The organism is Micromonospora polyrhachis, assembly GCF_014203835.1.
GTDB classification, from domain to species: domain Bacteria; phylum Actinomycetota; class Actinomycetes; order Mycobacteriales; family Micromonosporaceae; genus Micromonospora_H; species Micromonospora_H polyrhachis.
The window spans coordinates 5,579,872-5,595,612 of the sequence record NZ_JACHJW010000001.1; the positions used below are offsets into that span (position 1 = coordinate 5,579,872).

The 15,741-nt window shown below is 70.7% G+C and carries 12 protein-coding genes; all 12 read left to right on the forward strand.

Annotated elements, in window-relative coordinates; translation table 11 throughout:
- The first annotated feature begins 25 nt into the window (after positions 1–25).
- The 12 genes from mraZ to ftsZ all read left to right on the forward strand — a co-directional run bounded on the left by mraZ (position 26) and on the right by ftsZ (position 15,741).
- The gene (gene mraZ / locus FHR38_RS24735; RefSeq protein WP_184536901.1) at positions 26–457 is read left to right on the forward strand and encodes a division/cell wall cluster transcriptional repressor MraZ; all 432 of its coding nucleotides are present in this window, start codon (positions 26–28) and stop codon (positions 455–457) included.
- Positions 458–675: 218 nt separating this feature from the next.
- Complete coding sequence (gene rsmH, locus FHR38_RS24740) at positions 676–1,815, forward strand: 16S rRNA (cytosine(1402)-N(4))-methyltransferase RsmH (protein WP_184540162.1); 1,140 nt, start codon at positions 676–678, stop codon at positions 1,813–1,815.
- A complete protein-coding gene (ftsL, locus tag FHR38_RS24745; RefSeq protein WP_184536902.1) occupies positions 1,812–2,510 on the forward strand; it encodes a cell division protein FtsL in 699 nt (232 codons plus the stop codon). Before rsmH ends, ftsL begins: the two co-directional genes overlap by 4 nt.
- 161 nt (positions 2,511–2,671) lie before the next feature.
- On the forward strand, positions 2,672–4,783 hold the full coding sequence (locus FHR38_RS24750; protein WP_246446737.1) for a peptidoglycan D,D-transpeptidase FtsI family protein: 2,112 nt from the start codon (positions 2,672–2,674) through the stop codon (positions 4,781–4,783).
- A 91-nt stretch (positions 4,784–4,874) separates the two neighbouring features.
- Entirely contained in the window at positions 4,875–6,401 is a 1,527-nt protein-coding gene (locus FHR38_RS24755; RefSeq protein ID WP_184536904.1) for a UDP-N-acetylmuramoyl-L-alanyl-D-glutamate--2,6-diaminopimelate ligase, read from the forward strand.
- Positions 6,398–7,798, forward strand: coding sequence for a UDP-N-acetylmuramoyl-tripeptide--D-alanyl-D-alanine ligase (locus tag FHR38_RS24760; RefSeq protein ID WP_184536905.1), 1,401 nt, complete (start codon positions 6,398–6,400; stop codon positions 7,796–7,798). Before FHR38_RS24755 ends, FHR38_RS24760 begins: the two co-directional genes overlap by 4 nt.
- A 211-nt stretch (positions 7,799–8,009) precedes the next feature.
- Positions 8,010–9,134 carry a phospho-N-acetylmuramoyl-pentapeptide-transferase gene (gene mraY, locus FHR38_RS24765; RefSeq protein ID WP_184536906.1) on the forward strand — a complete coding sequence of 375 codons (1,125 nt, stop codon included), beginning with the start codon at positions 8,010–8,012 and terminating at the stop codon, positions 9,132–9,134.
- Positions 9,135–9,329: 195 nt separating this feature from the next.
- Complete coding sequence (locus FHR38_RS24770) at positions 9,330–10,790, forward strand: FtsW/RodA/SpoVE family cell cycle protein (RefSeq protein ID WP_184536907.1); 1,461 nt, start codon at positions 9,330–9,332, stop codon at positions 10,788–10,790.
- 12 nt (positions 10,791–10,802) lie between these two features.
- On the forward strand, positions 10,803–11,909 hold the full coding sequence (murG, locus tag FHR38_RS24775; RefSeq protein WP_184536908.1) for an undecaprenyldiphospho-muramoylpentapeptide beta-N-acetylglucosaminyltransferase: 1,107 nt from the start codon (positions 10,803–10,805) through the stop codon (positions 11,907–11,909).
- Positions 11,910–11,940: 31 nt separating this feature from the next.
- Positions 11,941–13,473 (forward strand): UDP-N-acetylmuramate--L-alanine ligase, encoded by a 1,533-nt coding sequence (gene murC / locus FHR38_RS24780; protein ID WP_184536909.1) that lies wholly within the window; start codon positions 11,941–11,943, stop codon positions 13,471–13,473.
- Positions 13,470–14,327, forward strand: coding sequence for a cell division protein FtsQ/DivIB (locus FHR38_RS24785; RefSeq protein WP_184536910.1), 858 nt, complete (start codon positions 13,470–13,472; stop codon positions 14,325–14,327). The genes murC and FHR38_RS24785 overlap by 4 nt, the downstream gene beginning before the upstream one ends.
- Positions 14,328–14,625: 298 nt before the next feature.
- Positions 14,626–15,741, forward strand: a complete 1,116-nt coding sequence (gene ftsZ, locus FHR38_RS24790) for a cell division protein FtsZ (RefSeq protein ID WP_184536911.1) — start codon at positions 14,626–14,628, stop codon at positions 15,739–15,741.

A 15,741-nucleotide genomic window follows, 5' to 3' on the forward strand; every position in this document is an offset into this window, starting at 1 on the left:
GCTCAGGGGCGAGGGGGTTGGGCCGGTGTTTCTCGGCACCCACACTCCGCGCCTGGACGACAAGGGTCGGCTGATTCTTCCGGCGAAGTTCCGGGATGAGTTGGCGGGGGGTGTCGTGATCACGAAAGGCCAGGAGCGCTGTCTCTACGTCTTTCCGATGCCCGAGTTCCAACGCATTGCCGACCAGTTACGCCAGCAGCCGGTGACACACAAGGCGGCCCGAGCTTACAGCCGGGTGTTCTTTGCCGGAGCGCACGACGAGGTCCCCGACAAACAGGGCCGGGTCACCATCCCGGCCCACTTACGGGGCTATGCGGCGCTCGACCGGGAGTTGGTGGTGATCGGCGCGAGCACCCGGGTGGAGATCTGGGACAAGCGGGCCTGGGAGACCTACCTCGTGGAGAGCGAAGACGAATTCGCCGACATCGAGGAGGGGGTGCTGCCGGGCGGACTGTAGGGCGATGCGCCCGACGTACTGCGAGATCTCCAGCCGCTCCTGCTCCTGGCATCCCTTCCCCGATGCCAGGCGCCGCGATCCGAGGTCGCCGCCGATGCCGGCGGCCGGTGGAGCAGAGCGGATGGGGATCTGGCGGTATGACGGAGACGGCGCGGCACTGCGGGACGTGGTGGAGCGAGACGGATAACGAAGAGACGGTGGGGTCGGTGGGGGTCGACATGGGGGAGCGTCGTGGCACGCATGTGCCGGTGCTGCTTGAGCGGTGCATCGAGTTGCTCGCCCCCGCGCTGAATCGTGGCGACCAAACTAGTCGTGGCGATCGTACCGTGCACGTCGATGCGACGCTCGGGCTGGGCGGGCATGCCGAAGCGGTCCTCGCCAGGTTTCCCGACACCGTCCTGATCGGACTGGACCGGGATCCGGAGGCCCTGGCCCACGCCCGGGCCCGGCTGGCCCCGTACACCGACCGGGTCCACCTGGTGCACGCGGTCTACGACGAACTGCCGGAAGTCCTCGATCGGCTCGGGTACGCCCACGTCGACGGGGTGCTGTTCGACCTCGGGGTCTCGTCGCTGCAGCTGGACGAGCCGGACCGGGGCTTCGCCTACGCCCAGGACGCACCGCTGGACATGCGGATGGACCAGACCCGGGGGGTGACGGCCGAGGAGGTCGTCAACAGCTACTCCCACGCCGACCTGGCTCGGGTGCTCCGGGTCTACGGCGAGGAGAAGTTCGCGAGCCGGATCGCCGCCGCGATCATCCGGGAACGGCAGAAGGCCCGGCTCACCTCGACGGCCCGACTGGCCGAGCTGGTGCGGGAGTCGATCCCCGCGCCAGCCCGACGAACGGGCGGACACCCGGCAAAGAGAACGTTTCAGGCTTTGCGCATCGAGGTAAATAGGGAGCTGGCAGCGCTGGAGGCGGCGCTGCCAGCCGCTCTGGACGCACTCGCGCCCGGCAGTCGCATGGTGGTGCTGTCCTACCACTCGTTGGAGGACCGGATTACCAAGCAGGCGCTGGCCGCCCGCGCTCGGAGCACTGGCCCGGTCGACCTACCGGTCGAGTTGCCGGGCACCGGCCCGACGCTGCGGCTACTGAGTCGCGGTGCCGAGCTACCTGGCGAGGCGGAGGTCACCGCCAACCCGCGCGCTGCCTCGGTGCGGCTGCGCGCGGCGGAGCGGATCGACCCGGAGAGCGTCACCGGCACGGAACGAACCAGGCGGACCGACCGCGAACGGTCCCGCCGAGGCGGGAAGGCACTGCGTACGCCGAGCGCGTTGCGTGATGCCTCCACAGTGGAGCGAAAGGGCTTGCCCCAGGACGGAACGGGGACGGAAGTAGAGGGGGAGGGAACATGAACGAAAGCAAGCGCGACCGCCGGGAGCACCTTGGCGCGGATCGCGGCGTTGGGCAGCGCGTACCACGGTCGGGGGGCCGGATCGTGGCAGAGCGGACCACGCGTTCGAGCGTCGGCACCTCGCCGACGCGCAACACCCGGGGTCGGGACGCTCGCGCACGGGGGGTCCGCGAGTTTCCGACGCAGGGTACTGCCGCACTCCAGCCGCAGGAATGGGAACCGGCCACCGGCGACCGGACGGCGTCGGCGGTCAGCGACCGGATCAACCGGGCCCGGGCGGGCGCGGCGCACCCGGCCAGCGGCGGGCCGGCCCGGGTGGCACCGCCCCGGCTCAAGGTGGCCCCGCCACCGCCGGTACGGGTGCCGCAGGCACCGTTCGTGGCACTGATCCTGGCCGTCGTGGTCGGTGGGGTCCTCGGCATCCTGGTGGTCAACACCAAGATCAACGAGAACGCCTTCCGCCTGGACAAGCTGCAGAAGCAGCAGGCCAGCCTCGACATTCAGGAGCAGCAGCTGCAGAAGGAGATCGCCCAGGCCGAGGCGCCGGGCAACCTCGCCGCCCGGGCCCGCAAGCTGGGCCTGGTCGAGTCCGGTCCGCCGGCCTTCATCCGGCTGCCCGACGGTCGGGTGATCGGTATTCCGCAGCCGGCCGGCGGCGAGCCGGCCATCACCAGCCAGCAGGGCACGGGAGGCTGACCGTGGCACCGCGATCGGGCGACTCGCGCCGGGACACACCACAGTCCCGGCGCGAGTCGTCGCGGGGGGGCGCGGAGCGCGAAACCACCGGCCGAAGCACAGGCCGCGAAGCCAGCGACCGAAGCGCGAGCCGGGGAGACCAGCCGCCGGACGAGCCAGGCATGGGTGGCATCTCCGGCGCGCGGGCGTACACGCCGCGAGGTCGGACCGTACGTGAGACAGCCGACCTTCGGCGTACCCCTCGGGCCACCCGGTCGACGGACCCGTTCCGGCCCGCGCTCCAGGTGCTCGACGGCGGCCGGACCGGCGGTGGTCGTACCGCGCGTCGGGCACCGGCGGTCGGCACCACCACCAGCGCGGCGGGCACCGGACGCACGGTACGACCGGTGCGCGGCGACAACGACGTCACGGATCCGCCACCGCCACCCCGCCGTCGACCCCGGCCCGGAGGGGGCGGTGGTCCAGCTCGGCGGCCTGCTCCGGCGGCGGCGCGACGTCGGCAGTCCCGCAAACCACCCCGCCCGCCCCGACTGGCCGACCCGCACCGCCGGCTACGAGTGGGCACCCTGCTCGTCCTGGTCATCTTCGCCGTGGTCGCGATCCGGCTCGTCGTGCTCCAGGTGCTACCGGCCCAGGTGTACGCCAACGGCGGGGTCCGGGACCGGATCGTCCAGGTGGACGTACCGGCCCCCCGAGGGGCGATCTACGACAGGTCCGGTGCGGCCCTCGCGCTCAGTGTGGAAGCCCGGTACGTCTACGCCGATCCAACCCGGCTGAAAGATCCCGCCGCCGCCGCCGAGGCGCTCTCCCCGCTGCTCGGCATCCCCCGCTCGGAGCTACTGAAGCGGATGGCACCGAGGAACCGACCCAACGGGCGGCCCTCCGAGTTCGAGTACCTCGCCCGAGGGGTGGAGATCGACACGGCCAAGAAGATCATGGCGCTCGAACTCCCCGGCATCAACACCGACCGCGACGAGCGTCGGGAGGTGCCCGGTGGGGACCTGGCAGCGAACCTGCTCGGCTTCGTCGGCGAGGAGATGATCGGGCTGGAAGGGCTGGAGGCCCGCTACGACGAGGTGCTGCGCGGGATCAACGGCAAGCGGGAGTTCGAGGTGGGACAGGGCGACCTGGCCGCCCCGATCCCGGGCGGCCACGACGAGGTCATCACCGAGGCCCAGCCGGGCAGTTCGATCCAACTCACCATCGACCGCGACCTCCAGTTCGAGGTGCAGCGGGTGCTCAGCCAGACGATGCAGCGGGTCGCCGGTAGCACCGGGGCGGCCGTCGTGCTCGACGCCCGTACCGGCGAGGTGCTGGCCCAGGCCAGCCATCCCACCTACGACGCGGCCAACCCGCTCGACCCGAACACCAAACCCACTGACCGGGAGGACGCGGCCACCAGCTTCGTGGTCGACCCCGGCTCGGTGCACAAGGCGATCGTCTTCGCCGCCGCGCTCGAAGAGGGTGTCGTCCGCCCCGACACGAAGGTGCCGGTCGCACCCGCCATCAAGCGGGGCGACCAGACGTTCCGGGACACCCATCCGGCTCCCTCCGGCACCCTGATGAGCCTGCCCGGCATCATGGCCTACTCGTCCAACGTCGGCACGATCAAGGTCGCCGACGCGCTGGGCAAGGAGAAGCTGTACGAGTACCAGCAGAAGTTCTGCCTGGGTCGGGCCACCGGGGTCGGCCTGCCCGGAGAGGCGGCCGGTCGGCTACTCCCACCCGACAAGTGGAGTGGCTCGTCGTACGGGTCGGTGCCGATCGGGCACAGCGTGGACGCCACGCCCCTACAGATGGCCACCGTCTACGCCGCCATCGCCAACAACGGCACCTGGGTGCAGCCGCACCTGGTCAAGGAGACCATCGCCCCGGACGGCAGCCGGACCGCCGCCCCGGCACCCCGTACCCAGCAGGTGATCAGCCCGGAGAACGCCGCGGCGGTGCGGACCATGCTGGAGGCGGTGACCACGGTCCCGGACGCCACCGGCCGCAAGGCCGCCATTCCCGGTTACCGGGTGGCCGGCAAGACCGGCACCGGTGCCCGGCTGGTCGATGGCAAGTACGTCCCCGGCGAGGTGGCCTCCTTCATCGGGATGGCCCCGGCGGACAACCCCAGGTATGTGATCGCGGTCTTCGCGCACACCCCGAAGGGTGGCGGCGGCGACATCGCCAGCCCGGCCTTCAAGGAGATGATGGGCTTCGCCCTGCGGCACTACCGGGTACCACCGACCGGTACGAAACCGCCCAACTTTGTCGTCTATCCCCGCTGACCGGCTGAAACGCGACATCATCGGTTAGTGCGGGCGAACTACCGGGGCGGCTGTGCGTTACGGCATCCCCGACCGGGTAGGGTCTGACGCCGTGCCCGGCAATCCTCGTCCCCGTACCGTTGTTCCGATCCGGCTCGGCGACCTCGCCGCGCGACTCGCGATCGAGCCGCCACCCGCCGGTTCCGTGACGGTGACGGGGGTGACCCACGACAGCCGGGCGGTCCGGGCCGGCGACCTCTACGCCGCCCTGCCCGGCGCGCAGCGGCACGGCGCGGACTTCATCCCGGCGGTCGCGGCGGCCGGCGCGGTGGCGGTACTGACCGACCCGGCCGGGGCCCCGGCAGCGGCGGAGGCCGGCCTGCCCGCCCTGATCGTCGCCGACCCCCGGGCGGTGCTCGGTGAGTTGGCCGCCGCCGTCTACGGCGACCCGACCAGCGGGCTGACCGTGATCGGGGTGACCGGCACCGCCGGCAAGACCTCCACCGCCTACCTGATCGAGTCCGGGCTACGGGCCGCCGGTCACGTCACCGGCCTGATCGGCACGGTGGAGACGCGCCTCGGTGACCTCGTCCTGGACAGCGTGCGCACCACGCCGGAGGCGACCGACCTGCACGCCATGCTCGCCGCCGCCGCCGAGCGGGGCGTCACCGCCGTGGTGATGGAGGTGTCCAGCCACGCGCTGAGCATGGGACGGGTCGGCGGGGTCCGGTTCGCCGTCGGCGGCTACACCAACTTCGGCCAGGACCACCTGGACTTCCACGCCGACTCGGCCGAGTACTTCGCCGCGAAGGCACAGCTCTTCGACGGGCGGTGCGGTGTCGAGGTGCTCAACCTCGACGATCCGGCGCTGCGTCCGCTGTTCAAGCCGACCACGGTGAGCTACTCCGCCACCGGTGACATCGCCGCCACCTGGCGGGCCGCCGACGTCAGCGGCTCCGGCTACACACAGCGGTTCACCGCCCACGGCCCGGACGGCATCGCCGTCGCCGCCGGGGTGGCCCTGCCGGGCCGGCACAACGTCGCCAACGCCCTGCTGGCGATCGCCGCCCTGGTCGCCGTCGGGGTCGACCCGGCGACCGCCTCGACCGGTGTCGCCGCCTGCCCGGGTGTGCCCGGCCGGCTGGAGCTGGTCGAGGCCCCCGGCCCGGTCCGCGGGGTGGTCGACTACGCACACAAACCCGACGCGATCGTCGCCGCACTCGCCGCCCTGCGCGAGCTGGCCACCGGCACCGGTCGGCTGATCTGTGTGATCGGGGCAGGTGGAGACCGCGACCGGGGGAAGCGGCCGGTGATGGGGGCCGCCGCCGCACGTGGCGCCGACCTGGTGCTGATCACCGACGACAACCCCCGTACCGAGGATCCGGCCGCGATCCGCTCCGAGGTGCGGCGCGGTGCCGAGCAGGCCGACGGGGGCGCGCAACTGCTGGAGGTGCCGGGTCGGCGGGCCGCCATCGACGAGGCGGTACGACTCGCCGCGCCCGGTGACGTCATCGCCGTACTCGGCAAGGGGCACGAACGGGGCCAGGAGATCGACGGCCAGGTTCATCCTTTCGACGACCGGGTCGAGCTGGCCTCCGCGCTGGCCGCCCGGTTCAACAGTCCGGTGAGGCAACCATGATCGTGATAACCCTGCCCGAGATCGCCGAGGCGGTCGCCGGCCGGCTCGTCGCCGTCGACCCGACCGCACAGATCGTCACCGGCCCGGTCGAGTTCGACTCCCGCAAGGTGACCCCGGGCGCGCTCTTCGTGGCGTTCCCCGGCGAGAAGGTCGACGGCCACGACTACGCGGCCGAGGCGGTCGCTGCCGGTGCGACGGCGGTGCTCGGCACCCGGGAGGTCGCCGGGGTGCCGATGGTGCTGGTCGACGACGCGCTGACCGCGATGGGCGAACTCGCCCGCGCGGTGCTGGACCGGCTTCCCGACTTGACCGTGGTGGGCCTGACCGGCTCGTCCGGCAAGACCAGCACCAAGGACCTGATCGCGCAGCTCACCGCCCGGCTCGGGCCGACCGTGGCACCGCCCGGGTCGTTCAACAACGAGCTGGGCCACCCGTACACGGCGTTGCAGGCCGATCCGGGCACCCGGTTCCTGGTGCTGGAGAAGGGCTCCCGGGGGATCGGGCACGTGCGCTACCTGTGCGAGGTGGCACCGCCCCGGATCGCGGTCGTGCTCAACGTCGGCAACTCGCACATCGGCGAGTTCGGCTCGGTGGAGGCGATCGCCCAGGCCAAGGGTGAGTTGGTCGAGGCGCTGCCGGCCTACGGGCTGGCGGTGCTCAACGCCGACGACCCCCGGGTACGGGCGATGTCCGCCCGCACCCAGGCCCGGGTGGTGCTGGTCGGTGAGGCCCCCGACGCCGAGGTACGTGCCGAGGACGTCACCGTCGACGAGCGCGGACGACCGTCGTACACGCTGGTCACGCCGGAGGGCCGCGCGCCGGTGCGGCTCGGACTGACCGGCCGGCACCAGGTCGGCAACACCCTGGCGGCGGCGGCCGTGGCCCGGGAACTGGGCATGCCGCTGGCCGAGTTGGCCACCGCCCTCGGCGAACTGGAGCTGGTGTCGACGCGGCGGATGGACGTCTTCGACCGCCCCGACGGGGTGACGGTCATCGACGACTCGTACAACGCCAATCCCGCTTCCATGTCGGCGGCGCTGCGCGCCCTGGCCAGCCTCGGCCACGACCGTCGGAAGCTGGCCGTGCTCGGCTACATGGCCGAGTTGGGCGCGTACGAGCGGGAAGGACACGCGGGGGTTGGCCGGCTCGCCGCCGAATTGGGCGTCGACCGGCTGTTCGTGGTCGGTGAACCGGCCGCGCCGATCCACGAAGGCGCGTCCGAAGTTGAGGATTGGGGAGGATTGTCGGTGCTGGTACCCGATCAGGCAGCGGCGGTTGATGCGTTGCGGGGCGAGTTACGACCAGGGGACGTCGTCCTGGTCAAGGGCTCGCGGTACCGAACCTGGGAGGTGGCCGACGCGTTGCGTGCCGACGCTGATCAGGAGGGCGCCGCGTGAGCGCGAGGAGTGAGCTTGCGAGCCCCGCAGTCGCGAACAGAGAGACCCGTGTGAGCGCGAGGAGCGAGCGTTCCGGGGCGGCTCGCGTGGGACGCGGATGCGCCGGAATGCGAGTTGAGCTTGCGAGCCCCGCAGTCGCGAACGGAGGGGTCAGTGTGAGCGCGAGGAGTGAGCTTGCGAGCCCCGCAGTCGCGAACGGAGGAGTCATAGCGTGAGGGCGGTCATCGTCGCCATCGGGGTGGCCTTCCTCGTTTCGCTCTTCGGCACGCCACTGGCGATCAAGGTTTTCACCCGGCTGAAGGCTGGTCAGCCGATCCGGTCCGAGGGACCGACGATGCACCAGGGCAAGAAGGGCACTCCCACCATGGGTGGCGTGGTGTTCATCGTCGCCACGGTCATCGCGTACGTCGCCGGGCACCTGGCGCTGACCACCCTGCCGGACCAGCAGATCGCCCAGGTGGAACCGACGATCACCGCGCTGGTGCTGCTCGGTCTGATGGTCTTCTCCGGTGCGGTCGGGTTCGTCGACGACTTCCTGAAGGTCCGTAGACGCAACAGTGCCGGCCTCAACGCGCGGGGCAAGCTGTTCGGGCAGATCCTGGTCGGCGCGGTCTTCGGGGTGATCGCGCTCTACTTTCCGAGCAGCATGGTCGACTCGGAGGGCGGCTCGACCAACGTCGAGACGGTGGGCAGCACGACGCTCTCCTTCATCCGGGACATCGACTTCCTGGATGTGGGCAAGGTCGCCTCTGTGATCATTTTCATCTTCGTGGTGATGGCGGCGACCAACGGCGTCAACCTCACCGACGGGCTGGACGGGTTGGCTACCGGTGCCTCGGTGATGGTGCTGGCGGCGTACGCCCTGATCGCCTTCTGGCAGTACCGGCACTGGTGTGCGGACCCGGCCTACACCCGGGACTACTGCTATTCGGTACGCGACCCGTTGGAGATCGCACTGATCGCGGGTGCGGCGGCCGGAGCCTGTGTCGGCTTCCTCTGGTGGAACACCTCACCAGCGCGGATCTTCATGGGCGACACCGGGGCGTTGGGCCTCGGCGGCCTGATCGCCGGCATGGCGATGTCCACCCGGACGCTGCTGCTCCTGCCGATCATCGGTGGCCTCTTTGTGATCATCACCATGTCGGTGGTCATCCAGATCATCTCGTTCAAGTCCACTGGTAAGCGGGTCTTCCGGATGTCCCCCCTACAGCACCACTTCGAATTGGCCGGCTGGAGCGAGGTCAACATCGTCGTCCGGTTCTGGATCATCGCCGGGATCGGAGTGGCCATCGCCCTGGGCCTGTTCTACAGCGAGTACCTGACCGCGATGAGCTGACCGCGCTGCGGACAGGTGTGCCCCGGCCTCGGCCGGGGCACACCTGTCCGGGCCACCGTCACCGTCCGACACGCCGGCCGGCTCACCTGCGCCGGGCCGGGTGTGTCCGAGGTGATGATGGCCTGATGGGGAGGACCGGGGGCGGACGGCATGACGGGTGAGCGACCACGGCGGGCGGCCGGCGACGGCCGTACCATGACGTCCACGTCCGTACCCGGGAAGCGGGCTGGGCCGGGCGGCGGCGCGGGATCCGGGCCGGGCACCGGCCGATCGGGGAGCGGGCCCGGAGCCGGCCCGGCGGAGACCGGACGGCCGGGTACCACCAGCCGTCTCGACCTACTACGGGGCCTACTGGCCCGCCCGATGGCCTCCTACTACCTGCTTCTCTTCAGCGCCGGTCTGTTGCTGTTGATCGGCCTGACGATGGTCTTCTCGGCGACCAGCGTCAAGGCCTACGCCACCGACGGCAACACCTTCGCGGCGATCAGCAAGCAGGTGGCCTTCGCCTTCATCGGACTGGTCGCGTTCTGGGCCTTCCAGCGCCTGCCCGCGCGCACGTTCCGCGATCTCGGGGTGCCGGTGCTCGGCGCGGCCCTGGTCCTGCTGGTGATCCTCGACGCGTTGCTGGCCTGGGCGAAGCTGCGCAACCTCGAGGTTGCCAAGATCGGCCCGTTGGAGGCCAACCTGCTCTGGCTGCACATCGGGCCGATCCAGGTGCAGCCCTCCGAGTTGGCCAAGCTCGGCCTGGTGCTCTGGGGTGCCAACGTCATCGCCCAGAAGGGGGCCGCGCTGGGCTGGTGGCGGGAACTGCTCAACCCGCTGTTCCCGGTGGTCGGCCTCCTTTTCGTCCTGGTCGGCTACAACGACCTGGGCACCATGCTCTGTCTACTCGCCATCGTGGTCGGGCTGCTCTGGGCGGCCGGCGTCCGTAAACGGATCTTCGCGACCCTGTCGGTGCTCGGCCTGGCCGGTGTCGGGCTGCTGATCGCGGTGGCCTCGCTGGGCGCGGGATCGGGCGAGAAGGATGCCGAGAACTACCGGCTGCTGCGGTTGACCTCGTTCTTCCGTACCCCGGCGGACTGCGGCGATCCGTGTTACCAGGCGTTGCAGGCCCGGTACGCGATCGACAACGGTGGCTGGTTCGGGGCGGGCCTGGGCAAGAGCGTCATGAAGTGGAATTGGTTACCCGCTGCCGACAACGACTTCATCTTCGCTGTCCTCGCCGAGGAGCTTGGGGTGGTGGGCTGCATCGTGGTGCTCGCCCTCTTCGCCGTACTGGCCTACACCGGGTTCCGCATCGCCCGGCGGATCGGGGACCCGTTCCGCCGACTGGTTGCCGCTGCCATCACCACCTGGCTGGTCAGCCAGGCGGTGATCAACGTCGGCGGGGTGGTCGGGCTGCTGCCGATCACCGGCCTGCCGCTGCCGTTCATCTCCGATGGCGGAAGTGCCCTGGTGGTGACCCTCGCCGCGATCGGGGTACTGGCATCGTTCGCCCGCGCCGAGCCCGATGCGGCGAGAGCCCTGCATGCCCGTCCACCCGCCCGATGGGTCCGACTAGTCTGGGCCCCGTTGCCGCCGCTACCCGCGCGGCGTCGGCGGAGCGAGGACGACCCGCGCCGGGACGACCCGCGGACGCGTCGGGTCGGTCGGTGAGAGGAGAGGGTGATGGGGCCGCTGCGGTCGGTGGTGCTCGCCGGAGGAGGCACCGGGGGACACATCTACCCGCTGCTGGCCTTCGCGGACTGCCTGCGCCGGCATGATCCGTCGGTACGGATCACCTGCCTCGGCACGCCCCGAGGGTTGGAGAACGAACTGATCCCGCCTCAGGGCTACGACTTACGGCTGATTCCCGCATACCAGCTGCCCCGGTCGGTGAACATGAACCTCATGCGTACCCCGGACCGGATGTGGAAGGCGGCCCGCGCCGCCGGCAAGGTGATCGACGAGGTACGCGCCGACGTGGTCGTCGGGTTCGGGGGGTACGTCTCGGTGCCGGGCTACCTGGCGGCCTGGCGACGGGAACTGCCGATCGTGATCCATGAGGTCAACGTTCCCCCGGGAGTGGCCAACCGGCTCGGCATGAAGTTCACCAAGCAGGTGGCCGTCGGTTTTCCGCACCAGCCGGCGCAGGCCGAGTCGCTGCGCGACGCCCGGGTGGTCGGCGTACCGCTGCGCCGGGCCATCGCCGGCCTGGACCGGGCGGCACAGCGGGAGCCCGCCCGAGCCCACTTCGGGCTGCGGCCGGACCTGCCGACGCTCTTCGTCGCCGGGGGCTCGCAGGGGGCCCGGACGATCAACCTGGCGGTCTCCGGGGCGGCCCGGCAGCTCGCGGCCGCAGGCGTACAGGTGCTGCATGTCATCGGGGCCCGCAACGAGCCGGTGGTGGTCCCCGACGACCTGCCGGTGCCCTATGTCACGCTGCCCTACCTGTCGGAGATGGAGCTCGGCTACGCCGCTGCCGACCTGATGTTGGGCCGGGGCGGGGCGATGACCTGCGCCGAGGTTGCGGCGGTCGGGTTGCCCACCATCTACGTGCCCTACCCGCACAGCAACCAGGAGCAGCGCCGTAACGCGTTGCCCGTGGTCGAGGCGGGGGGTGGACTGCTGGTCGACGACACCGAGATGAGCTCCGGTTGGGTCGAGCAGACGGTGTTGCCGCTGATCCGTGATCCACAACGGTTGGCGGCGATGAGTTCCGCCGCGGCTGGCTACGGCCGGCGGGACGGTGACGAGGCGTTGCTTGATTTCGTCTACGAGGCGGTGGCCCGGTGACCGGGCGTACCGCGATCGGAAGGTTTGTTCTATGAACACCGCGCAGTTCAGCCCCGCCGGTACCGTGACCGCCGAGGAGTTGGGCACGGTCCACCTGATCGGCGTTGGCGGGGTAGGCATGAGCGGCCTGGCCCGGCTGTTGCTGACCCGGGGCATTCCGGTCTCGGGGAGTGAGTTGCGGGAGTGGCCGACGCTGGCCGGTCTGCGCGCTCTCGGCGGCACCATCCACCGCAGCCACGAGGTGGCCAACCTGGACGGGGTGGACACGGTCGTCTACTCGACCGCGATCCCGCAGGACCATGTGGAACTGGTCGAGGCGCGCCGACGCGGACTGCTGATCCTGCACCGCTCGGAGGCGCTGGCCGCGGCGATGACCGGCCGGCGGACCATCGCGGTGGCCGGCACCCACGGCAAGACCACCACGACGTCGATGGCCACGCTGATCCTGCAACAGGCTGGCCAGGACCCGTCCTTCGTCATCGGTGGGGAGATCTCCGAGGTCGGCTCCAACGGACATCACGGCAGCGGGGAGTACTTCGTCGCCGAGGCCGACGAGAGCGACCGCTCGTTCCTGCGGTACCGACCGTTCGTCTCGATCATCACGAACATCGACCGGGATCACCTGAACACCTACGGCGACTTCGCCGGACTTGAGTCTGCCTTCGCAGACTTCGCCCGGCTCACCGACCCGGACGGCTTCGTGGTCACCTGTGCCGACGATCCGAGCTGCCGGCGGATGGCCGAGACGCTGCGCGCCGAGGGGCGCACCGTCTACACGTACGGCGAGGCCCCCGACGCGGACCTGCGGCTGTCGGACATCGTCTCGTCCGCGCAGGGTGGGCGCTACCTGGCGACGCTGGAGGGCACGCCGCTGGGCGAGATCCGGATGCCGGTGCCCGGCCGGCACATGAGTCTCAACAGCGCCGCGGCGGTACTCACCGCCTGCAAGCTCGGCCTCGGGCTCTCGGACGCGGTGGCCGCACTCGCCGCCTTCCCGGGAGTGCGTCGTCGGTTCGAACGCAAGGGGGTCGCCGCCGGGGTGCTGGTCTACGACGAGTACGCCTACCACCCGGTGTCGATGACCGCCGCGTTGCAGACCCTGCGTGACGTGGCGGGCGACGGTCGGGTCATCGTCGTCTTCCAGCCCTACCGGGTCTATCGCACTCGCGACCTGCAGGCCGAACTCGCCACCGCGCTGGCCATCGCCGACGAGGTGGTGATGCTGGAGGTCTTCGGACCGGGTGAGGTTCGCCAACCCGGTGAGGGTGGGGTGGCGTTGGTCGCCGCGATCGATCTGCCAGCCGAGCGGAAGGTCTTCATCGAGTCCTGGACGGACGTACCGGCCGAGGTGGTCCGCCGGGCCGGCAAGGGCGACCTGGTGGTGACCATGGGCGCCCCGCCGATCTCCCTGATGGGCGACGAACTGTTGGCCGCGCTCGCCGAGCAGGGTGCGGGCGGTGAGTCGAGAGGGGTCACCGGGCCGACCAGCGTCGCCACCCCGGTCGGCACCGGGCCGTCGGCGAACGGGTCGGGGCCGGACGTCGTGGCCCGCGACGCGGGATGACACCCGGCTCGGGTCGGGGCCGCACCACCGGCCCGTCAGACGCCTCCGCCGGTGCGACCCCGGGCGGTCCGGGGTCCGGTTTGGGGGCCCGGGCCGGCGGTACGCGTCGCTGGCGGTTGGTCCGGGCCAACAACGATGCCGTTCCGCCGTCGGTACGGCGGTTCATGCGCCGCGCCCGACGACGTCGGATCCGGGCCGCGATGCCGTGGCTGGTGATCGGCGGTGTTCTCGCCTTGGCGGCCGTCCTGACCTGGGTCGTCCTCGGTACCGGGGTGTTCGGTGTTCGCGAGCTGCGGGTGGTCGGTGCCCAGTTGGTGACCCCGGAACAGGTACGGGCGGCGGCCGAGGTGCCGAACGGCGTACCACTGGCCCGGGTCGACCTGGCCGCGGTGGAGTGGCGGGTCGGCCGGTTGGCGCCGGTGGGCCGGGTGACGGTGTCCCGGGACTGGCCGGACGCCCTCCTGGTCGAGGTGGTGGAACGGACTCCGGTCGCGGTGGTGCCGCAGGGGCAGCAGTTCGCGGTGATCGACAGCGCGGGGGTGGTCTTCCAGACGGTGACCCGTCGGCCGGAGCAGTTGCCGGTGGTCCGGGTTTCCGAGCCGGGGTCGGCTGACCTGGCCACCCGTAACGCGTTGCAGGTGCTCGCCGCCCTGACTCCCGAGCTGCGGGAGCGGCTCACCGAGGTGGTGGTGGAGGGGCCGGCGCGGATCAAGGTGCTGCTGCGCGGTGGCCGTACGGTCATCTGGGGTGACGCGTCCAATGGCGACACCAAGGCCCGGGTGGTGAGTGCGCTGCTGTCCCGGGAGGGTGACGTCATCGACGTGAGCGCTCCCGACGTGGTCACGATTCGGTGACTGGGGGGCTGGTCGAGTCGGCAGGCGTGTTCGGGGGTGTCGATGTACCCGAGCACGGTGTCACGCACCCGACAAGTGGGAATGTGATCGAGGCGTGGCGACACGCCGGGTAGATCCTTGGTTCCCGCGGTACGGGCGCTTACGTTGCCCCGAGAGGATTCAGTGGTTGACATAACTGTAACCCTCTAGTAGAGGGTGAGGGTTACCCTTCGCTCTCCTCGCACCGAGGGGATGCCGATCGCGGTCTGGGCGGGCCGCACCGATCGGCACCCGCCAATCTCGAAGGAAAGGGACCCCGATGACACCTCCGCACAACTACCTGGCGGTCATCAAGGTCGTCGGCATCGGTGGCGGCGGCGTCAACGCCGTCAACCGGATGATCGAGGTTGGACTCAAGGGCGTCGAGTTCATCGCGATCAACACCGACGCGCAGGCGTTACTGATGAGCGATGCCGACGTCAAACTCGACGTGGGCCGGGAGCTGACCCGGGGGCTTGGTGCGGGTGCGAACCCGGACGTCGGGAAGAACGCCGCCGAGGACCACCGGGACGAGATCGAGGAGGTGCTCAAGGGCGCCGACATGGTCTTCGTCACCTGTGGTGAGGGGGGCGGTACGGGCACCGGTGGCGCGCCGGTGGTGGCGAACATCGCCCGCAAGCTCGGTGCCCTGACCATCGGCGTGGTCACCCGGCCGTTCTCGTTCGAGGGCAAGCGGCGGCAGGTCCAGGCCGAGTCCGGCATCGACGAGCTGCGAAACCAGTGCGACACGCTGATCGTGATCCCCAACGACCGACTGCTGGCCCTCGGCGACCGGGGCATCAGCATGATGGACGCCTTCCGCCAGGCTGACCAGGTGCTGCTCTCCGGCGTGCAGGGCATCACCGATCTGATCACCACCCCGGGTCTGATCAACCTGGACTTCGCCGACGTCAAGAGCGTGATGAGCGGGGCCGGTAGTGCGCTGATGGGCATCGGCAGCGCCCGGGGCGAGAACCGCTCGGTGGAGGCGGCCGAGGCGGCCATCTCCAGCCCGCTGCTGGAGCAGAGCATGGACGGTGCCCGGGGCGTACTGCTCTCCATCGCCGGCGGCTCCGACCTCGGGCTCTTCGAGATCAACGATGCCGCCCAGCTGGTCACCGACGCCGCCCACCCGGACGCGAACATCATCTTCGGTGCGGTCATCGACGACGCGCTGGGTGACGAGGTGCGGGTTACGGTGATCGCCGCCGGCTTCGATGGGGGCGCGCCGGCCTACAAGGCGGCGGAGTCGACTCGCAAGCCCACCCAGAGTCCGCCTCCGGTGTCGCACGGTGGTGGGCCGGTGTCGCCCCCACCCCCGCCGCCCGCCCAGCAGCCCCGTCGGGTGCTCTTCGACGACGTGGACGTCCCCGACTTCCTCAAGAACGGCTCCTGA